We start from the raw sequence: 18,903 nt of genomic DNA, 5'->3' as shown, positions 1-18,903 counted from the left end.
CCATCAAACCCTTTATCAGACAAGCGTGAGCAAACAAGCATGAGCAAACAAGAGAGATACGCAGGCGCCAGCGCGTTGCAGGGCCTGAGCCTGGGGCAGCAGTCTGCCTACATCAGCCAGTACACCCCGTCCCTGCTGCAACCCGTGCCACGCAGTCTGAATCGCGACGATCTCGGCCTTGGCGAGACGCTGCCCTTCCAGGGTTGCGACGTCTGGACCCTGTACGAACTCTCCTGGCTCAATGCCAAGGGCAAGCCCGTGGTTGCGCTCGGCGAAGTGGCCGTGCCCGCCACCAGCCCTAACCTCATCGAATCCAAGTCGTTCAAGCTCTACCTCAACTCCTTCAACCAGACCCGCTGCGACTCTCTGGCGGCGGTGCAGGCACTGCTGGCCAAAGACCTGAGCGCCTGTGCCGGGGCAGAGGTGAGCGTCACCCTGTTCCCCCTCGATCAGGCCCCTCACCAGATAGTGCAGTTGCCGGGTGAGTGCATCGACGAGCAGGACATCGAGATCGATAGCTACGAGTTTGACCAGACCCTGCTGCAAGGGGCCGCAGAGGCGGACATAGTGGAAGAGACACTGCACAGCCATCTGCTCAAGTCCAACTGCCTGGTCACCAGCCAGCCGGACTGGGGATCCCTGGTGATCCACTATCGCGGCCCACGCCTCAATCGGGAGAAGCTGCTGCGCTATCTTATCTCCTTCCGCCAGCACAACGAGTTCCACGAGCAGTGCATAGAGCGCATCTTCATCGATCTCAAGCACTTCTGCGCCCCGCAGCAGCTGACCGTCTATGCCCGCTATACCCGCCGCGGGGGCCTGGACATCAACCCCTTCCGCAGTGACTGGGAGCCGGTGCCCGCCAACCTGCGCCTCATCCGCCAGTAAACCCGGCGCCACAAGCCGGGGGATCAGGCCCATCACCCATGTCAGCAATGAACTCTGGACGGGCGGGGGTGGGCTTGGATAACATGCCTGCACCTCCGTGCCGTTCTTAATCCAATGAATCAACTGTTTTTTCTGGCAATGATGATGTCCTCCCTGTCGGCTCCGGATCTGGATCTGGCCAAGGAGCAGTTGTCTATCGATCTGCAGCAGGCACAGACCCTGGTGCTGACCGATCCCGCCAGATGTGTCCAGATTGCCACCTCCTTCCTCGAACGCACGGCCAAGAACCCCAAGCAAATCATCAGCAATCGCCAGGAATACGGCTATCGTGAGCCGATCCTGAGCTATGGCACTGCGACCCAGACCACGGGAGCCTACCTGCTCCAGGGCGAGTGCCTGCAACAGCTGGGACAGAGCCAGCCGGCCCAGGACGCCTTCGACAAGGGCATCGCCATGGCCGAGAAGGAGCAGCAGTTCGAGCTGCAGGCCCATGGCCTCTATCTCAAGATCCGCAGCCGGGAGATGCAGGAGCATGCCCCTGGCGCCAGCACGATGGCGCTCGAACAGCTGGACAAGCTGCTGACCAACCCCGGCCTCAAAGAGAGTCAGCTGCAGGTCTACAGCCGCCTGCTGCACGTCAATGCCAGCATGGCGGGGCGGCAGTTCGATCTGGCCAAACGCCAGCTGACCGAGGCGCGTCAATGGGCAGAGCAGGCCAAGAACCCCCTGGCCAGGGCCTGGGTCAGCGCCGTGGGAGGGGATCTCTATCAGGCGCTCGGGCAGCCCCAGCTCGCCCTCGGGGAGTATATCGACGCCCAGCAGCAGGCCAGGAATCTGCAGGATCCCCTCTTCCTCGGCCTGCTGTCGAACCAGATGATCAGCCTCTATCAGGCGGAGCAGGAGCCGCAAAAAGCGCTGCAGTATGCCAACGAGGCGGCCAACTACTTCCATGCCCTCGGCAACCCCTCCCTGCTCAGCGACGCCCTGATAGTGCTCGCCCGGCTCAACCGGGATCAGGGAGAGATGAACATGGCGCTGGTCTACTTCTTCAACGCCCTGGATCTGCTGGACGAGAGCAAGAACCGCACCCGCATCGCCCACCTCAAGTTCGAGATAGGCAAGACCTACCTGCAGACCGGCAACCTGACCCTGGCCCGCAACTACCTCAATGCGGCGCGCCAGTCCCACGAGCTGGGGGACGACAAGGAGTCGCTGATCGATACCCTGTTGCTGCTGGGGGAGCTGCACCTCAAGCAGCAGGAGGCGGGCATTGCCATCCTGCAGCTGGAGAATGCCCTGACCCTGGCCAACCGGATTGGCGACATCCGCCGCCAGTTTGAAATCTTCCGGCTGCTCGCCATCGCCTACGAGCAGAAGGGCTACCTCCAGCAGGCCCTCGAGAGCTACAAGAACTATCACCAGCGCAGCGAGCTGGTCCGCCAGCAGCAGCTCGATCTGGAGCAGGAGGCGGTCCGCGACAACTACGCCCAGGTGGAGCGCGCCCAGCAGGTCAAGGAGCTGGAGCAGCGCCTCGACCAGAGCCAGCATCAGCAGGAGCGCTATCTCTGGACCAGCGTCAGCACGGGCCTGCTGCTGGTCCTGTTCATCTACCTCTTCTTCACCCTCTGGCTCAAGCTGCGGGTCGCCCGCCTCAATGCCAGACAACTGGGGGAGGCCCTGCTCATCGAGCCGCGCAGCGGCCTGGCCAACTGGCAGCGACTGATGAGCCGCTGGCCGCGCGAGATGGCCAAGCGCCAGCAAAAATCCGATCGCTGGTACCTGAGCGAGCGCCCCACCAGCGAGTTTGACGACAAGCTCCACTACCTGCTGTTCCGGGTGCCCTTCCTGGTCAACAGCCTGGAGCAGCATGGATATCAGGTCAGCCGCGAGATTGAGCAGGCCTTCGGCCACTACATCAATCAGCTGACCCCCCAGGATGGCCGCATCTACGATCTGCGCGAGGGACACCTGCTCTATGTGGTGCCCCAACGCCACGTGGCCCATCTGCACCAGCTGGCACAGGAGCTGCTGGACACCCTGGCCGCCTTCCCCTGCGAATACCCGCTGGACAGGCACATCAGCCTCGGCATCGTCAGCCATCCCTTCCTGCCCAAGGCGGCCATGGCCCTCGATCATCACGGCCTGTTCGACCTCTGTTATCTGGCGCTCTCGGGGGCCATGCAACTCAGTGAAAAATACCAGCAGAGCGTCTGGCTGGAGCTGGCAGCCATCGATTGCCAACAGGCCGCATTTTTTAATGGCGATGTGTGGCAATGCTGCTTGATGGCAATTGACAAGGGACTGGTAAAAGTAAATTCTTCTCATGAAAAGCAATGGGTTAATTGGCTTTTGCTTTCACGGACGAAAGTGCCGGATAACCCATAACAAAAAGGTACTCAACGGGGTCTTTCATTGGCTTACTGTTGCTGGACGACACAAAAACGATAATGACAACAGGGCGACCTGAACAATGAATGATATCGCTGCCGTAACAGGACAACTGGCAAGACTCAGGGAATCCCTTCAGCAAAAACAGCAGGAGCTCGATGGCATGGCCACGTTCTCCGATGCCGAACGCACCCGCAGCATCCAGTTCATCGGCAAGCTGATGCAGGCCTGCCGTGGTCACGATCGTGAACTGGACAGCCGGCTCGCCAAGCTCAAGCAGAAGCTCGATGGCAACCCTCCCCTCTCCTCGCTCGACGCCGATCTCGCCGTCATCGAGAGGCTGTTGCAGCAACATGGCCACGCCATGGAGGAGTCCATCAGTCTGACCCGGGCCGCCATCGATCTCGGCAGCAAGCAGCTCAAGTCCTTGAAGGGCTTTCCGGAAGATACCCGTCGCTCCCTCAAGGAGTTTCTCGCGAGCCCCGAGGGCTATGGCATAGGCGATCACCAGAGGAAGGTGATCCGCTTGCTGGAGTTCTACCAGCAGGCCATCAAGATCCAGCTGCTGCCACGCCAGCCCCTGCTTGCCCCCGAGATGGCCACCGAGCTCTCCAACCCGGTGCCCACCGACTCCTTCGATATCAAGGCCCACGCCCAGATCTCCGATGAGCTGCAGCGGCTCATCACAGAGCTCGACTTTGCCGGCGCCGTGGGGGAAAGCCTGGCGGACATCCGTCGCCAGCTGCTGGGGGGGATCACCCCGCCCCTGCTGGCGGAGATCTGCCTGCAGATCATCGAGCTCATCATAGAGGGGACCCGGGAGGAGCGTAAATCTTCCCAGGCCTTCCTCAGCTCCCTCAACGAGAGCCTCTCGGCGGTGCACTTCAACTTCACCGAGTCCCTGGACGAGGGGCGGGCTCTGCAAAATGCCGCCCACCTCAGCGGCCAGGCGCTGGAGCGGGAGCTCGCCGCCATCGATCGCACCATGGCGACCCACAACTCCCCGCTGTCCCTCAAGGGAGCCATCTCCAGCCATCTGGACACCATACGCCGCCTGCAGCAGGAGCGGGAGGCCATGGCCAGCCGCGAGCGTCACCTGCTCACCCACCTCTCCAACATGGAAGCCAAGCTGCGACTGATGAAGGAGGAGACGGCCGAGTACAAGAAGCGGCTCACCATCCAGAAGCACAAGCTGTTCCTCGACAGCCTGACCCAGGTGCACAACCGGGCGGCCCTCGACGAGCGGCTCGAGCTCGAGTACAAGCGTTGGCTGCGGTACGGCACCCCGCTGTGTCTGGCCATCATCGACATAGACCACTTCAAGAACATCAACGACAACTACGGCCACATGGCCGGGGACAAGGCGCTGAAGGTGGTCGCCAAGGCCCTGCAGAACGCCTTGCGCGACACCGACTTCATCGCCCGCTTCGGTGGGGAGGAGTTCGTGGTATTGCTGCCGAACATCAATCCGGACAAGTACCAGAAACCCCTGGAGAACCTGCGCCAGACGGTCAAGAGCATTCCGTTCAGGTTCAGAGACGCCAGGGTCGAGATCACCATCTCCATCGGCGCCACCCTGTTTCGCGAAGGGGACCACACTACGGACGCATTCGAGCGCGCCGACAAGGCACTCTACAGCTCCAAGAATCTGGGCCGGGATCAGGTCAATCTGGCCTGATCCCGGGTTGAACTGCGGCTAAAAAACAGGCAAACGCACCGACCCCCTATTCCCCTGCCCCACCCCTTGCCTCTACTATCGAACTCGAGGGATGCCATGGCATCCCGTTTTCTCCCCAGGGAAAGCACAACGATAACAAGCGAGTGAAAGGGGAAATTATGATTACACACATCAATCCCGTGGGCAGCATGGACCTGCTGTCCCAACTTGAGGTGGACCGCCTCAAGCAGACCGCCTCCAGCGATATCTATCAACTGTTTCGCAACTGCTCGCTGGCGGTGCTCAACTCCGGCAGCCACACCGACAGCTCCAAAGAGATACTGGAGCGCTTCAAGTCCTTCGACATTCATGTGATCCGGCGCGAGCGCGGGGTCAAACTCGAACTGTTCAATGCTCCCGAGCACGCCTTCGTCGATGGCGAGATCATCCGCGGCATCCAGGAGCACCTGTTCTCCGTGCTGCGCGACATCCTCTATGTCTCGACCCAGCTGGAGTCCAATCGCCTGGTCAACCTGACCAACTCCACCCACATCTCCAACGTGGTGTTCGCCATACTGCGCAACGCCAAGGCGATCCTGCCGGGGGCGGATCCCAACCTGGTGGTCTGCTGGGGGGGTCACTCCATCAACGAGGTGGAGTACCAGTACACCCGCGCCGTGGGCAGCGAGCTGGGCCTGCGGGAGCTCAACATCTGCACCGGCTGCGGCCCGGGTGCCATGGAAGGCCCCATGAAGGGGGCCGCCGTCGGCCACGCCAAGCAGCGGGTGCGCAACGGCCGCTATATCGGCCTCACCGAGCCCTCCATCATCGCCGCCGAGCCGCCGAACCCCATCGTCAACGAGCTGGTGATACTGCCGGACATCGAGAAGCGACTGGAGGCCTTCGTGCGTCTGGGCCACGGCATCATCATCTTCCCGGGCGGGGTCGGTACCGCCGAGGAGCTGCTCTATCTGCTCGGCATCATGATGCACCCGGCCAACGAGCGGCAGCCCATGCCCATCATACTGACCGGTCCCAAGGAGAGCGCCGACTACTTCCGCGCCATCGACGACTTCGTCAAGGCCACCCTGGGTGAGCCGGCCACCAGCCTCTACCGCATCATCGTCGGGGATGCCCCGGAAGTGGCGCGGGTGATGAAGGAGGCGATGCCGAAGATCCGCGAGTACCGCAAATCCGTGGGGGATGCCTACTCCTTCAACTGGTCCCTGCGCATAGAGCCGGAGTTCCAGCTGCCGTTCGAGCCGGATCACGCCAGCATGGCGAGCCTGGATCTGCACCGCAACCAGCCGCCCCAGCTGCTGGCGGCGAACCTGAGGCGCGCCTTCTCCGGCATCGTCGCCGGCAACGTCAAGGAAGGGGGCATTCGCGCCATCGAGAAGAAGGGCCCCTTCAAGCTGCACGGCGACAAGGAGCTGATGCACCTGATGGACAGGCTGCTGGAGAGCTTCGTCAGGCAGCAGCGGATGAAGCTGCCTGGCAGCCAGTACATTCCCTGCTACGAAATCGTGAAATAAGGGCGCTGCGCCCGTGATGACAGGAGGGGCCCCAGGCCCCTCTTTCACTTCCCGGCCCTGGCGTCCGGGGTTAGCATGACGCCCATCCCTTGTTACAATGGGCCGTCCCGACCGCCAAGAGTGCTCCCTGCCATGCAACACCTCAGGCCACACCTGCTCATCATCGATGCCCTCAACCTCATCCGCCGCCTGCACGCGGTGCAGGCCCAGCAGGCGCTGACCCCGGCCCAGGCCCTGCTCGCCACCCGCGCCAACCTCATCAATACCTGCAAGAAACTGCTGGCCGGCAGCGAGCCGACCCACGTCATCGCCGTGTTTGACGGCGAGGTGCACAGCTGGCGCAAGGAGATCTATCCGGCCTACAAGGAGGGGCGCACCCCCATGCCACAGGAGCTGAGGGAGGGGCTGGCCGACTTGCAGGACGCCTTCTGGGAGTGCGGTGTGGATGCCCTGCTCTCCCAGACCGACGAGGCGGACGATCTTATCGCCACGTTAGCCAGTGGAATTGCCCAGCACGGGGCCAGGGCCACCATCATCTCCACCGACAAGGGCTTCTGTCAGCTCATCTGCCCGCAGATCCGGGTGCGGGATTACTTCAACAAGCGCTGGCTGGATGAGGCCTTCGTCCGGCAGCAATATGGCGTCGCCCCGGCGCAGCTGGTGGACTTCTGGGCCCTGACCGGCATCGGCGGCTCCAACATCAAGGGAGTGCCGGGCATAGGGCCAAAGACGGCGACCCAGCTGCTGCAACAATATGGCGATCTGGCCGCCATGCTGGATGCCTGCTTGCAAGAAGACGCGGGCAAGCCTCTGCTCAAGCTGCGCCAGCACAAGGATGAAGCCCTGCTGGCCCAGCGGCTGGTGCGGCTGCAGCGGGACATCCCCCTCGGTTTCAACCTGAGGGAGATCCGCTACCCGCCCGAGCCCGACCCGGGGGCGTGATCCCCGGCACACTATTCCCCGAAACAGGCCGTACCTGTTGACATAAATGGGAAAAATGTAAAGAAACATGGAGGAAGTGGTGCAAAAATGGTATAAAACCGCCGAATCCTCCCCCTCTGTTCCCTAGAAGTGGATACGTCTCATGTCAAAAAGAAAAATTACCGTCATTCCGGGCGACGGCATAGGCCCCAGCATCATCGAATCCGCCATCCAGATCCTGACCCACGCCGGCTGTGATTTTGACTATGACTACGCCGATGCCGGCCTGGTCGCGCTGGAGAAGCACGGCGAGCTGCTGCCCCAGTCCACCCTCGATTTGATTGAGAAGAACAAGGTCAGCCTCAAGGGCCCCCTCACCACGCCGGTCGGCGGCGGCTTCACCTCCATCAACGTCTCCCTGCGCAAGAAGTTTAACCTCTACGCCAACGTGCGCCCGGTGATCTCCTTCAAGGGCACCAGGAGCCGTTACGACAACATCGACATCATCACGGTGCGTGAAAACACCGAGGGCATGTACTCGGGTGCCGGCCAGAAGCGCAGCGATGACAACCAGAGCGCCGAGGCGATGAGCATCATCACCCGCGACGGGGCCGAACGCATCGTCACCTTCGCCTTCGAGCTGGCGCGCCAGGAAGGGCGCAAGAAGGTCACCATCATCCACAAGGCCAACATCCTCAAGTCCACTTCGGGCCTGTTCCTGGAAGTGGCGCGCGAGGTGGCTGCCCGCTATCCGGATATCCAGAACGAAGAGATGATCGTCGACGCCGCCTGCATGAATCTGGTGATGTACCCGGAGCGGTTCGATGTCATGGTCACCACCAACCTGTTCGGCGACATCCTCTCGGATCTCTGCGCCGGTCTGGTGGGTGGCCTAGGGATGGCCCCAGGTGCCAACATAGGTGAGGGCGCCGCCATCTTCGAAGCGGTGCACGGTTCGGCGCCGGACATCGCCGGCAAGAACATCGCCAACCCGACCTCGGTGATCCTCGCCTCCATCCAGATGCTGGAGTACCTGGGCATGCAGGACAAGGCCGAGCGCATTCGCGAGGCAGTGCGGGCGACCATCGAGTCTGGTGATCGGGTGACCCGGGATCTGGGGGGCACGGCCTCCACCAGCGAATTCACACAGGCCATCATAGACCGTCTATAAATCATATCTAACTGATTGATTTAAAAAGGGAGCTTCGGCTCCCTTCGTTTTATACCGGATCCCCCTATCTCCCTTGTCAGATGAATACTATGTTCATATGAAGGATAAGGAGATCCATCATGCGTGCTACTTTCATCTTGCTGATCTTCAGCAGCAGTACCATGGCATTAGACAGGCCCATCGACAACGCCTGGTTGACACCGCCCCCTCAGCACGAGCCGCCGGCCAAGCAGACCTGGCAGTCCACCATAGACACCAACGACCTGCTCAAGAGCCCCAAGCCGCTCTCCCTCGGGGTGGACATCATGACCGACAGCAACGGCACCCAGCGGGTCACGCCCTACCAGAAACTCAATCTGACGGCCGAGAAGAGCGTGAGCCTCTCCTTCGAAAAGCACAAACCCAGGATCAAGTTCAACGCCGGTGGCCTCAATACCTCGGTCAAGCTCCGGGGGGACGGCGTCAAGATGCAGTTCAACCCCACCGACAAGACCATTCCGCTTCAGATCGAGCTCAAGATCACCGATGACGAGTCCATGATGCGTTTCGACTACCGCTTCTGATGGCACCAGAAAACAAAAAACCGGACGGGGTCAGCCGTCCGGTTTTTATTTGGCGTCATTCCAGGTGACGCGGGTGCCCTGCTCAGGACTTGGGTTCGAGCTTGGAGACCCAGAACTTGTTGTAGACGTGCACGGTGATCTCTTCCCGATCGTGGTAGAGCTGCTTGGCCTGGATCACGAACGCATTGTCGATCTCCTTGAGCATCTCCCGCAGCACCTCTATGTTGTGCACCGCCTCGGCATAGCGCTTCTTCATCGGCAGCTTGAGGTTGAACATGGCCTCCTGGCAGTCGTTCTCGCGGAACCAGTCGGCGATCATGTGAACCACCCGCGCCGGCTTGTCCACCATGTCACACACCAGCCAGTAGGTGTTCTTCTTGCCTGGCCGCCAGACGAAGCCGTCGTCGCGAATGTGCTTGACCTGGCCGGTATCCATCAGGGACTGGGCCATGGAACCGTTGTCCACCGCGGTCACCATCATGCCACGGCGCACCAGCTGATAGGTCCAGCCGCCCGGGCAGGCACCCAGATCGACGGCCTTCATGCCGGAGGTGAGGCGCAGCTCCCACTCTTCCCGCGGCACGAACACATAGAAGGCCTCTTCCAGCTTGAGGCTGGAGCGGCTCGGGGCGTCCGGCGGGCAGCGCAGGCGCGGAATGCCCATGTGGAATTCGGAGTTGTTGAAGGAGTAGGAGTACCCCAGCAACAGGTGATCATTGGCCATGAAGAAGGCGTGGAACACCGGACGGTGCGGCGTCTCCTTCTTGGTCAGGATCTCGTTGCCACGCAGCGCCTGGCGCAGTGGCACAGTAAACTTGCGGCAGAAGGCAGAGAGCTCCTTCGCCTCGTTGGTGTCGGCCGTTTCCACCCGCAGATCGCCACAGATGGCATAGTCACGGGTCGCCTCTATGATGGGGGAAACCCGATCGGAGAGGTCCAGATCCTTCAGCTCGTGGGTCACCACCAGCATCTGGCGGATGAAGATGAGCTCACGGAACGGCAGCTTGCGCGCCAGCAGATCCGCCTGCTCCTCGTCATACAACTCGAAAATCACGTAACCGCTGTCGTCCTTGACCCGGGCGAAGCCGTAGCACTGCATGTTGCTGGCTCGTTCGGTGATCTCTGCCGCCGCCTCTTTCTCAAAACCCGGGCGGCAATAAAGCAGCAGATTATTCATTTTTTCCTCCAAGACGACAGCCGGCCCATATCAGAGCCGCCCATCCCAACATAAAACAGAGGCCACCGGCCGGGGTGATGAGCCCCAGCCCCTTGCTGCCAAGCAGCACCATGGCGTAAATACTGCCGGAGAATCCCAGGATCCCCAGCACAAAGGCCGTGCCCGCAAAGGTAATCACCTTGCTGCGCACGCCGCACCACCCCAGCACCAGCAGGGCCAGGGCGTGAAAAAACTGATACTGCACCGCGGTGTTGAACGCCGCCAGCAGTGAAGGGGCTATGCCGGTCGCCGCCAGCCCGTGAGCCCCATAGGCTCCCAGTATGGTGGCCGTCAGGCCGAAGCAACCCGCCAGCACCAGCCAATGTCGATGGACTTGCATCCTCTCTCCTCGTTCTCTGCGCGCGGCCATCCCTTCAGACGCACCGGGACGGGGTCGCCGCGATAAACTCCTTGATCCGCTCCGCAGCCTCGCGCAGGTTCTCCTGCTCGCTCACGCCGCTGGCCTTCCTCGGCTTGAAGCCATGATCCCCATCGGTCAGCCAGTGGACCGATACGGCGGGGGAGAAGGGGAAATCGGCCAGCTCGGCGCGAGAGCCAAAGGTGTCGCGCTCCCCCTGCAGCAGCAGGGTCGGCGTCGTGATCTGCTTGAGCACCTCACCCCGCCAGCGGTCGGGGCTGGCCGGGGGGTGGAAAGGATACCCGAGAATGAGCAATCCTGCAGCATTCATCTCGTCGCCCCCTTCGTGATAGAGCTCGGCCGCCATCCGCCCCCCCATGGACTTGCCCGCCAGAAACAACCTGGGGTGGGCAAACGCACGCACCATTTCGCGCCAGTGGGCGAGCAGCACGGGCTGCCGGTCCGGCGGCCTGCGCTTGCCGTCCAGGGCCCGCTTGCTCATGTAGGGAAAGTTGAAGCGCACCACCTCGATATCCGGCCCCGCCAGCAGTCGCGACAGCTCGGCGAGAAAGGCATGATCCATGCCGGCGCCCGCGCCGTGGGCCAGCAGAATGCGAACGGGGGCGTCGCTCGCCCCCTCTCTTGTCACATCCATCCCCTCAGGCATCGGCGAGACGGGCCCGGCGACGGGCCTCCTCCTGCTCCACCAGCTCCAGCATCCAGTCGCGGAAGGCCACTATCTTGCCCTGATCGGACTGCTGCTCCTGGCACACCAGGTAGAAGGCATTCTTGCTCACCAGCACCTGCTCGAACGGGCAGATGAGGCGGCCCGCCTCGATCTCGGGCTGGGCCAGCACGCTGTGACCGAGCGCCACCCCCTGACCGTGGATCGCCGCCTGGATCACCATGGTGGAGTGGCTGAAGATGGGTCCCTGGTTGACGTTCGGGGCATCGATGTCGAGCTGGCGGAACCAGGCCTTCCAGTCGCGTCGGGAGGTGTCGTGCAGCAGGGTGTGCCTGGTCAGGTCCTCCGGGGTGCGCAGGGGCTTGGGGCCGGTCAGCAGCAGGGGGGAGCAGACCGGGATCAGGTACTCGGTGTGCAGCTTGTCAGAGCGCAGCCCGGGCCAGTTGCCACGGCCGTAGTAGATGGCCACGTCCACGTCGTCGGTCAGGGAGCCCTCGTCCATGTCCACCGCCTTGATGCGCACATCGATGTCGGGGTGGCGCTCGCTGAACTTCACCAGCCTGGGCACCAGCCACTGGATGGCGAAACTCGGCTGCAGGGAGACGGTGAGCGCCCCCTTGGCGCTGCGGGCCAGCAGCTTGTCGGTGGCCTCTGAGATGGAGGCGAAGATGTCCTTGATGTCGAGGAAGTAGCTCTGTCCCTCCTCGGTCAGCAGCAGGGAGCGGTTCTTGCGACGGAACAGCTTGATGCCGAGGTACTCCTCCAGCGCCTTGATCTGGTGACTGATGGCGGCCTGAGTCACAAACAACTCTTCTGCTGCGCGGGTAAAGCTTAAGTGGCGAGCCGCTGCTTCGAATGCTTTGAGGGCATTGAGCGGGGGTAAACGACGAGACATGACACCAGCCGACGATGAGTTTTTCTAATGGGGCGCATTATAAATTGTCGGTTGCGGGTCGACCAGTGAATAAACATAATTCGCCACGCAATTCGTTGCCATATGGCTCACACCTTCTCTTCCATGTTGGTTTACATGTGGTTTTTGTGAGTGGGCCGACAGCGATTGTGGTGTTGTGTTTCTTCCTCTGCGGGAAGAAGGGCTAAATCGATGCGATTTAACCCAGTCTGTCATCTGAATGTGTTTGGCGCCTCCGGTTGGATGGCGCCTTTTTTCTTATCTCTATACCCTGAACTGCCCCACCAGTTGCTGCTGCTTGTCCGCCAGTTGCGACAACTCGCGCCCGTTGTCGGCCGAGGTGGCCGCCTCGGCCCTGATGGTGTGGCTCACGTCGCGGATGTTGCTGACGTTGCGGTTGATCTCGTCCGCCACCCCGCTCTGCTCCTGGGCCGCCCTGGCAATCTGCTCGTTCATCTGATGGATGGTGGCCACCGCATGGATGATCTGCTCCAGCACGCTGACCGACAGCTCCACCTTGCCGAGGGTCACATCCGCCTGGCTGTGGCCCGTCATGATCGCCTTCACCACAGCCTCCGTGCCCGACTGCAGCTCGGTGATCAGCGTCTGGATCTCGACGATGGCATTCTGGGTACGACCCGCCAAGTTGCGGACCTCGTCGGCCACCACGGCGAAGCCGCGGCCCTGTTCACCGGCCCGCGCCGCCTCGATGGCGGCATTGAGCGCCAGCAGGTTGGTCTGTTCGGCTATTCCCTGGATGACGATGAGGATGTCGTTGATGTTGTCGCTGTTGGCGGCCAGCCGCTCCACCACGGGCTTGGCATCGCTGATCACCGCCATCAGCCTGGACATGGCCTGCTGGGTATCGGCGACCACGGACTTGCCCTCCTGGGCCGCCATGTCCGCCTGGTTGGCCGCGCTCACCGCCGAGCTGGCATTGCCCGCGACCTGCAGGGCGGTGGCGCTCAGCTCCTCGAACGCCGTGGCCACCAGATCCACCTCCTGATACTGGGACTGCATGCCGGCACTGGTGCGCTCGGCCCCGTGCGCCGCCAGCGCCGCGCTGGCCCGGGTGCCGGCCACGGTATCGATCACCTGGCTGATGGTGGACTGCAGCTTGTCCAGGAAGTTGTTGAACCACTTCGCCAGCTCGCCTATCTCGTCATCGCGACGCAGGTCGATGCGCTGGGTCAGATCCCCCTCGCCGCTGGCGATGTCCTTGAGGCGGGCCACCACGGTGCGGATGGGGGCGACGATGCGCTGGGCCATCAGCCAGATGCAGAGCAGGGCAAGGGCTGAGATGGCCCCGCCGATCAGCAGCTGGGTGGCGACGCTGCGCTGGGACTGGCCCTCCAGCTCATCCTGCAGTTGCAGGGCGGAGGCGAGCACCACGGCGCGGGGCAGTTCGATGTAGATGCCCCACTTGCGATCCGTCCCGCGCATGCTGACCGGCACGAAGGTCTGCAGCAAGGCGCCGTCCGGGCTCCAGCGCGTGACTACCTCCCCCTTGGCGAGCCAGCCGTTGAGATCCGCCGACAGCCCCTGCTGATCCAGGGTATCCCCAAGGGCGACCTTGAACCCTTCGACCCCGGCCACCCGCCCCTCGTGACTGAGCAGCAGCACCTTGCCCTGCCCGTCATAGAGCGTCTTGTCCATCTCCTCCACCAGGCTCTGCAAGGTGGCCAGCGAGATGTCGACCCCCACCATGCCGAGCAGATTGCCCTCTTCCAGCAGGGGTGCCGTCACCGAGGTCATCAGCACCTGCCGGGTACCTACCTCGTCCACATAGGGATCGAGCAGACAGAGGGCCTTGCTGCGAATGCTGCAGCTGTACCAGTCATTCTCTAGGCCGCCGTGCCCGGAGGGCTTGTCGTCGGCCAGCAGCGCCTCGTCCATCACCTCCAGGGTCACCTTGCCATCGACTCTGGCCCAGTAGCTGGAGAAGCGCCCCTTGTCGTTGGCCCCGAGCGCGGTCGAGCCCTGATAGTTGTCGTCTTCACCGTCGAGCTGGTTGGGTTCGAATACCGCATAGACCCCGAGCAGATTGGCCGACGACTCCGCCGCGTCCTGCAACTGCTGGTTCACGGCATTGCGCAGCGCCTCGGAGTGAACGAAGTTGTCCGCTGCGTTCTTGCGCTGGAACAGTATGCCCTCCGCCAGCAGGGTGGCCCTGAAATAGGCCTCGTCGAGGTAGCTGGTCACTCTGGCCGCCTGGGTGGACCCCATGGCCTTCATCCAGTTTTCTGCCGCGTGCTGCCCCTCCAGGGTGGTGGAGGTGAGCACCTGCTCCTGCATGCGGGCCGCGTTGAAGAGGGAAGAGGCGACCAGTGCGGCGGCACTGGCCAACAGACAGCAACCGGCGATCAGGGTGATCCGTCCCTGAACAGAAAGAGAACTCATGCCACATTTCCTAACGTCTACAGATGTGAACACTGTATCGGTTTTGGACACAAAAACTTAACTAAATCAGCTGAGATCCAGGCTCAATTGGTTGATCTCCCCCGCCCCAGGCAGACCGACCACCAGACCGAGCAGACGAATGGGTTTTCCTTGAGACCGTTGCAGCCCCTCGTGCAGCAGATCGTGGAAACGGCTCGCCTGGTAGCTCCCCTTGCGATAGACGGTGGTCTGGTGGAAATCGGCAAACTTCAGCTTGATCCCCTGCCCCATCAGCGCCTCCGCAGGGCAAGCCCTGGCAAAGCGCAGCTCCAGCTCGGGAATGAGCCGGCCGAGCACCTCCCGGCAGGCGGCTTCATCCAGCACGTCGCTGGCGAGGGTCGTCTCCACCCCTATGCTCTTGCGTATCCGCCGGGCCTGTACCGGCTGATCGTCATGTCCCCAGATGCGACCGGCCAGCATCTCTCCGAGCTTGCCGAAACGGCTCACCAGCTCCTCGTTGCCGAGCTGGCGGGCATCCTCGCAGGAGTAGAGCCCGAGGGACTCCAGCCGCTCCGCCGTCTTGCGGCCTATGCCGGGCAGCTTGCCGAGGGGCAGCTGGCGCACGAACTCGTCCACCTCCTGGGGGCGGATGACGAACAGGCCGTCCGGCTTGCGCTGCTCGGAGGCGAGCTTGGCCAGAAACTTGTTCGGCGCCACCCCGGCCGAGGCGGTCAACCCCAGTTCGAGGACGATGGCGGCGCGGATCTCGGCCGCCATCAGGGTGGCGCTGCCGCCGCAGTGGGGGCTGTCGGTGACATCCAGGTAGGCTTCATCGAGGGAGAGCGGCTCCACCTGCTCCGTGTAGCGCAGGAAGATGGCCTGCAACTGGCGGGAGGTCTCCTTGTAGACGGCCATCCGCCCGGGGATCAGCACCAGCGGCGGGCAGAGCTTCCTGGCCAGGGCGCTCGGCATGGCGGAGCGCACCCCGAAGCGGCGCGCCACATAGTTGCAGGTGGAGATGACGCCGCGCCTCTCGGCCGAGCCGCCGATGGCCAGCGGCACCTCCCGCAGGGCCGGGTTGTCCCGCATCTCCACCGCGGCGAAGAAGCAGTCCATGTCGATGTGAATGATCTTGCGCATGCCAGAGTCTGTTGAGCCGTCGGCGCCTGCCGCATGGTTGGGTGCACCGCCGCTGTCGTGACGAGGCGGCGACACCACTGTATGGATAACCAGTCAAGACCCCATGCTACCCCAGCCCTGTCATTTCTGCCAGCGCACGGGAGGAGAGGGACGGATAGACTCTCAAGGCACCATCCACATCAGACTCAAGGAGGAGATAGATGAGAGCAATCTGGCCGGGACTCTGCCTGCTGCTGTTGCCGCTGACAGGCATGACCAAGGACCATCCGACCGCCGAGTGCAGCTGGCTGTTTGAGCGCATAGAGATACTGGAGAAGGCCATCAAGCAGGGGGACGAGCTGGGCACAAGGGAGGAGCTGGCAAAACGAAAGGCGGAGTTTCACAACAAGGCCTGCAGCCAGTACGACTACTGAGCGCCATGAAGACGCGAGCCGACCCAGGGTCGGCTCGCGTGCATTCGATGCACCCGCACGCGGGTGCTCGCCCTCAGAGGATGCGGTTGTCCACCAGCATCTTGCGACGGGCCTCTTCCTTGGCCATCTTCTTCTTGCGGTTGTCGCAGGGCTCCGGGCAGTCACACTCCTTCTCGATCCCTATGGTGCCAAGGCCGCCACAGGAGCCGGAGATGGTCTTCTTCTGGAAGATGTAGCCGATGGCCATGGCCACCACCACCACCAGAAACACCCCGAAGGTGATCAGAAAGATCTGCATGGTATTACCCCTTTACTGTTTAACCAGATACGGCTCGACGGCATCCGGCGACAAGATTCCCAGGCGCCGCCAAGTGATGGCGGCGCCTTCACGGTTAACCGGGCTGCTTGGCCAGGTAGGGCTTGAAGGCATCCGAGTAAGCCTCCTCGAAGCCCTCGTCCGTCTTGGTGATGACGAAGATGGCCAGACCCCGCTCCTTGGCATAGGCCAGGCTCTTCTGCGTTCCCATGACCGTCAGCGCCGTGGCCAGCCCGTCTGCCGTCATGCAGGAGGGGTGGATCACGGTGACCGACACCATGCGATGGGTGATGGGCTTGCCCGTCAGCGGATCCATGGTGTGGGAGAAGCGCTTGCCATCCAGCTCGTAGTAGTTGCGATAGTCCCCCGAGGTGGCGACGCCGTTATCCCCTGGCACTATCACCTCCTGCACCGAGCCGGCATTGGCGGTCGGCTTCTCGATGGCGACGCGCCAGGGGTGACCCTTGCCGTTGACGCCATTGATCCGCAGCTCGCCGCCGATCTCCACCAGGTAGTTGCGCGCCCCCAGGGATTCCAGGTACTCGGCCACCTTGTCCACCCCGAAGCCCTTGGCGATGGCGGAGAGATCCACGTAGAGATCCGGGATGTCCTTTTGCAGGGTGTCGGCGTCGACCGAGGTTACCACATGCAGATTGCCGAGGCCCGTCTTCTGCCGGGTCTGGGCGATCAGCTCGTCGGATGGCACCTTGGTCGGTTTGGCATCCGGCCCAAAGCCCCACAGATTGACCAGGGGGCCCACGGTGACGTCCAGCGCCCCGCGGCTCTCGCGGCCAATGTGAATGGCCTCGGTCACCACCCGGGCAGTGTCACGGGAGACCACCACAGGGGTATTGTCCTTGTGCTGGTTGAAGCGCGACAGCTCGGAATCCGGGCGGTAGGTGGACATCTGATCGTTGACCCGCTCCAGCAGGACATCGACCTCGGCCTGCAGCTTGGCGGCATCCGTGACGGCGGCATCCGCCACCTTGATGGAGTAGTAGGTGCCCATGGTGCTGCCGGTGATGTGGATCTCCGGCTTGGATTGGACCGCTTTCTGACCGCACCCAGTCAAGAAAAAGGCTAGCCCGAAGGCTAGCCAGGTCTTTACAACACTGTGCATGGATTAACCACCAAAGTCATCCAGGAGGATGTTTTCGTCTTCAACGCCGAGGTTTTTCAGCATGTTGATGACGGCAGCGTTCATCACGGGAGGTCCACACATGTAGAACTCGCAATCTTCCGGCGCCTCGTGGTTCTTGAGGTAGTTCTCGAACAAGACGTTGTGGATGAAGCCGGTGTAGCCATCCCAGTTGTCTTCCGGTTGCGGATCCGACAGGGCGACGTGCCACTGGAAGTTGTCGTTCTCGGCGGCCAGCATGTCGAAGTCCTCGACATAGAACATCTCGCGCTTGGAACGGGCACCGTACCAGAAGCTCATCTTGCGCTTGGACTTCAGGCGACGCAGCTGGTCGAAGATGTGGGAACGCATCGGTGCCATGCCGGCACCACCACCGATGAACACCATTTCGGCGTCGGTGTCCTTGGCGAAGAACTCGCCGAACGGACCCGAGATGGTCACCTTGTCCCCAGCCTTCAGGCTGAAGATGTAGGAGGACATCTGGCCGGGAGGCGCAGTCCAGTTGCTCGGCGGCGGGGTCGCGATCCGCACGTTCAGCATGATGATGCCGAACTCTTCCGGATAGTTGGCCATGGAGTAGGCACGGATAATAGGCTCGTTGACCTTGGACTCCAGCTCGAAGATCTTGAAGCGATCCCAGTCCCCGCGATACTCCTCGGGAATGTCGAAGTTCTTGTACTGCACGTGGTGGGCAGGGGCTTCGATCTGGATATAACCACCGGCGCGGAACGGGACGCTCTCGCCATCGGGGATCTGCAGCTTGAGCTCCTTGATGAAGGTGGCCTTGTTGTCATTGGAGATGACGGTACAGTCCCACTTCTTCACGCCGAAGATCTCTTCCGGCAGCTCGATGTCCATGTCGGAACGCACGGTGACCTGACAGGCCAGACGCTCGCCATGACGGGCTTCGCCCTTGCTGATGTGATCCAGCTCGGTCGGCAGTATGTCGCCGCCGCCGGCTTTCACCCGCACCTTGCACTGACCACAGGAGCCGCCGCCGCCACAGGCGGAGGAGACGAAGATACCACTGCCGGCGAGCACGCCAAGCAGCTTGCCACCCGCCGGGCTGGTCACAGCCTTGGCCGGGTCGCCGTTGATGCTGATTGTCACGTCACCGGCGGTCACCAGCTTGGACTTGGCGAACAGAATGACTGCCACCAAGGCCAGCAGGATCACGGTGAACATGACCACACCCAGAATAATTTCCATCTATATTTCCTTT

Annotated in this window: 17 protein-coding genes; 8 read left to right on the top strand and 9 right to left on the bottom strand. The window is 62.2% G+C overall.

Going from position 1 to position 18,903, the window contains the following annotated elements:
• The first annotated feature begins 39 nt into the window (after positions 1-39).
• The 7 genes from queF (at position 40) to ACWPWQ_RS00680 (ending at position 9,123) form a co-directional block, all read left to right on the top strand.
• On the top strand, positions 40-888 hold the full coding sequence (gene queF / locus ACWPWQ_RS00710) for an NADPH-dependent 7-cyano-7-deazaguanine reductase QueF (RefSeq protein ID WP_265436251.1): 849 nt from the start codon (positions 40-42) through the stop codon (positions 886-888).
• Between the two features lie 114 nt (positions 889-1,002).
• Entirely contained in the window at positions 1,003-3,273 is a 2,271-nt protein-coding gene (locus ACWPWQ_RS00705) for a hypothetical protein (RefSeq protein ID WP_454008770.1), read from the top strand.
• A gap of 85 nt (positions 3,274-3,358) precedes the next feature.
• Positions 3,359-4,954 carry a GGDEF domain-containing protein gene (locus tag ACWPWQ_RS00700; protein ID WP_429107274.1) on the top strand — a complete coding sequence of 532 codons (1,596 nt, stop codon included), beginning with the start codon at positions 3,359-3,361 and terminating at the stop codon, positions 4,952-4,954.
• A 158-nt stretch (positions 4,955-5,112) separates the two neighbouring features.
• Positions 5,113-6,468 carry a nucleotide 5'-monophosphate nucleosidase PpnN gene (gene ppnN / locus ACWPWQ_RS00695; protein ID WP_041206266.1) on the top strand — a complete coding sequence of 452 codons (1,356 nt, stop codon included), beginning with the start codon at positions 5,113-5,115 and terminating at the stop codon, positions 6,466-6,468.
• A 132-nt stretch (positions 6,469-6,600) separates the two neighbouring features.
• Positions 6,601-7,410: a flap endonuclease Xni gene (xni, locus tag ACWPWQ_RS00690; RefSeq protein WP_454008769.1), complete on the top strand. Its 810-nt coding sequence runs from the start codon at positions 6,601-6,603 to the stop codon at positions 7,408-7,410.
• 142 nt (positions 7,411-7,552) lie between these two features.
• On the top strand, positions 7,553-8,560 hold the full coding sequence (locus ACWPWQ_RS00685; protein ID WP_025327939.1) for an isocitrate dehydrogenase: 1,008 nt from the start codon (positions 7,553-7,555) through the stop codon (positions 8,558-8,560).
• A gap of 119 nt (positions 8,561-8,679) precedes the next feature.
• Positions 8,680-9,123 carry a hypothetical protein gene (locus ACWPWQ_RS00680; RefSeq protein WP_202046953.1) on the top strand — a complete coding sequence of 148 codons (444 nt, stop codon included), beginning with the start codon at positions 8,680-8,682 and terminating at the stop codon, positions 9,121-9,123.
• Positions 9,124-9,205: 82 nt separating this feature from the next.
• Here the strand turns inward: ACWPWQ_RS00680 and rlmM are convergent, their stop codons facing one another.
• The 6 genes from rlmM to dinB form a co-directional block, all read right to left on the bottom strand.
• On the bottom strand, positions 9,206-10,300 hold the full coding sequence (gene rlmM, locus ACWPWQ_RS00675) for a 23S rRNA (cytidine(2498)-2'-O)-methyltransferase RlmM (protein ID WP_025327941.1): 1,095 nt from the start codon (positions 10,298-10,300) through the stop codon (positions 9,206-9,208).
• Positions 10,293-10,679 (bottom strand): DUF423 domain-containing protein, encoded by a 387-nt coding sequence (locus ACWPWQ_RS00670; protein ID WP_454008768.1) that lies wholly within the window; start codon positions 10,677-10,679, stop codon positions 10,293-10,295. The genes rlmM and ACWPWQ_RS00670 overlap by 8 nt, the downstream gene beginning before the upstream one ends.
• Before the next feature lie 34 nt (positions 10,680-10,713).
• On the bottom strand, positions 10,714-11,352 hold the full coding sequence (locus tag ACWPWQ_RS00665; RefSeq protein ID WP_226169965.1) for an alpha/beta family hydrolase: 639 nt from the start codon (positions 11,350-11,352) through the stop codon (positions 10,714-10,716).
• Positions 11,353-11,356: 4 nt separating this feature from the next.
• Positions 11,357-12,277: a transcriptional regulator GcvA gene (locus ACWPWQ_RS00660; RefSeq protein WP_042649544.1), complete on the bottom strand. Its 921-nt coding sequence runs from the start codon at positions 12,275-12,277 to the stop codon at positions 11,357-11,359.
• Positions 12,278-12,559: 282 nt separating this feature from the next.
• On the bottom strand, positions 12,560-14,695 hold the full coding sequence (locus ACWPWQ_RS00655; protein WP_454008767.1) for a methyl-accepting chemotaxis protein: 2,136 nt from the start codon (positions 14,693-14,695) through the stop codon (positions 12,560-12,562).
• A gap of 66 nt (positions 14,696-14,761) precedes the next feature.
• A complete protein-coding gene (gene dinB, locus ACWPWQ_RS00650; protein WP_247627079.1) occupies positions 14,762-15,814 on the bottom strand; it encodes a DNA polymerase IV in 1,053 nt (350 codons plus the stop codon).
• A gap of 200 nt (positions 15,815-16,014) precedes the next feature.
• Here dinB and ACWPWQ_RS00645 point away from each other — a divergent pair, with 200 nt between their 5' ends.
• Positions 16,015-16,227: a hypothetical protein gene (locus tag ACWPWQ_RS00645; protein ID WP_139436605.1), complete on the top strand. Its 213-nt coding sequence runs from the start codon at positions 16,015-16,017 to the stop codon at positions 16,225-16,227.
• A gap of 73 nt (positions 16,228-16,300) precedes the next feature.
• Here the strand turns inward: ACWPWQ_RS00645 and nqrM are convergent, their stop codons facing one another.
• The 3 genes from nqrM to nqrF all read right to left on the bottom strand — a co-directional run bounded on the left by nqrM (position 16,301) and on the right by nqrF (position 18,890).
• Positions 16,301-16,525, bottom strand: a complete 225-nt coding sequence (nqrM, locus tag ACWPWQ_RS00640) for a (Na+)-NQR maturation NqrM (RefSeq protein WP_005330718.1) — start codon at positions 16,523-16,525, stop codon at positions 16,301-16,303.
• Between the two features lie 94 nt (positions 16,526-16,619).
• Entirely contained in the window at positions 16,620-17,663 is a 1,044-nt protein-coding gene (locus ACWPWQ_RS00635; protein ID WP_454008766.1) for an FAD:protein FMN transferase, read from the bottom strand.
• 3 nt (positions 17,664-17,666) lie between these two features.
• Positions 17,667-18,890 (bottom strand): NADH:ubiquinone reductase (Na(+)-transporting) subunit F, encoded by a 1,224-nt coding sequence (gene nqrF, locus ACWPWQ_RS00630; RefSeq protein WP_025327948.1) that lies wholly within the window; start codon positions 18,888-18,890, stop codon positions 17,667-17,669.
• Positions 18,891-18,903 lie beyond the last annotated feature (13 nt).

This window comes from Aeromonas sp. Marseille-Q7275, from assembly GCF_965119515.1.
Note: the sequence above shows the minus strand (reverse complement) of the source record. Positions and strands in the feature narration are given on the sequence as shown.

What these genes read in the sequence shown, in the direction of transcription:
- queF (WP_265436251.1), top strand. Translation starts at nt 40, where the DNA reads ATGAGCAAACAAGAGAGATACGCAGGCGCCAGCGCGTTGCAGGGCCTG.
- ACWPWQ_RS00705 (WP_454008770.1), top strand. Translation starts at nt 1,003, where the DNA reads ATGAATCAACTGTTTTTTCTGGCAATGATGATGTCCTCCCTGTCGGCT.
- ACWPWQ_RS00700 (WP_429107274.1), top strand. Translation starts at nt 3,359, where the DNA reads ATGAATGATATCGCTGCCGTAACAGGACAACTGGCAAGACTCAGGGAA.
- ppnN (WP_041206266.1), top strand. Translation starts at nt 5,113, where the DNA reads ATGATTACACACATCAATCCCGTGGGCAGCATGGACCTGCTGTCCCAA.
- xni (WP_454008769.1), top strand. Translation starts at nt 6,601, where the DNA reads ATGCAACACCTCAGGCCACACCTGCTCATCATCGATGCCCTCAACCTC.
- ACWPWQ_RS00685 (WP_025327939.1), top strand. Translation starts at nt 7,553, where the DNA reads ATGTCAAAAAGAAAAATTACCGTCATTCCGGGCGACGGCATAGGCCCC.
- ACWPWQ_RS00680 (WP_202046953.1), top strand. Translation starts at nt 8,680, where the DNA reads ATGCGTGCTACTTTCATCTTGCTGATCTTCAGCAGCAGTACCATGGCA.
- rlmM (WP_025327941.1), bottom strand. Translation starts at nt 10,300, where the DNA reads ATGAATAATCTGCTGCTTTATTGCCGCCCGGGTTTTGAGAAAGAGGCG.
- ACWPWQ_RS00670 (WP_454008768.1), bottom strand. Translation starts at nt 10,679, where the DNA reads ATGCAAGTCCATCGACATTGGCTGGTGCTGGCGGGTTGCTTCGGCCTG.
- ACWPWQ_RS00665 (WP_226169965.1), bottom strand. Translation starts at nt 11,352, where the DNA reads ATGGATGTGACAAGAGAGGGGGCGAGCGACGCCCCCGTTCGCATTCTG.
- ACWPWQ_RS00660 (WP_042649544.1), bottom strand. Translation starts at nt 12,277, where the DNA reads ATGTCTCGTCGTTTACCCCCGCTCAATGCCCTCAAAGCATTCGAAGCA.
- ACWPWQ_RS00655 (WP_454008767.1), bottom strand. Translation starts at nt 14,695, where the DNA reads ATGAGTTCTCTTTCTGTTCAGGGACGGATCACCCTGATCGCCGGTTGC.
- dinB (WP_247627079.1), bottom strand. Translation starts at nt 15,814, where the DNA reads ATGCGCAAGATCATTCACATCGACATGGACTGCTTCTTCGCCGCGGTG.
- ACWPWQ_RS00645 (WP_139436605.1), top strand. Translation starts at nt 16,015, where the DNA reads ATGAGAGCAATCTGGCCGGGACTCTGCCTGCTGCTGTTGCCGCTGACA.
- nqrM (WP_005330718.1), bottom strand. Translation starts at nt 16,525, where the DNA reads ATGCAGATCTTTCTGATCACCTTCGGGGTGTTTCTGGTGGTGGTGGTG.
- ACWPWQ_RS00635 (WP_454008766.1), bottom strand. Translation starts at nt 17,663, where the DNA reads ATGCACAGTGTTGTAAAGACCTGGCTAGCCTTCGGGCTAGCCTTTTTC.
- nqrF (WP_025327948.1), bottom strand. Translation starts at nt 18,890, where the DNA reads ATGGAAATTATTCTGGGTGTGGTCATGTTCACCGTGATCCTGCTGGCC.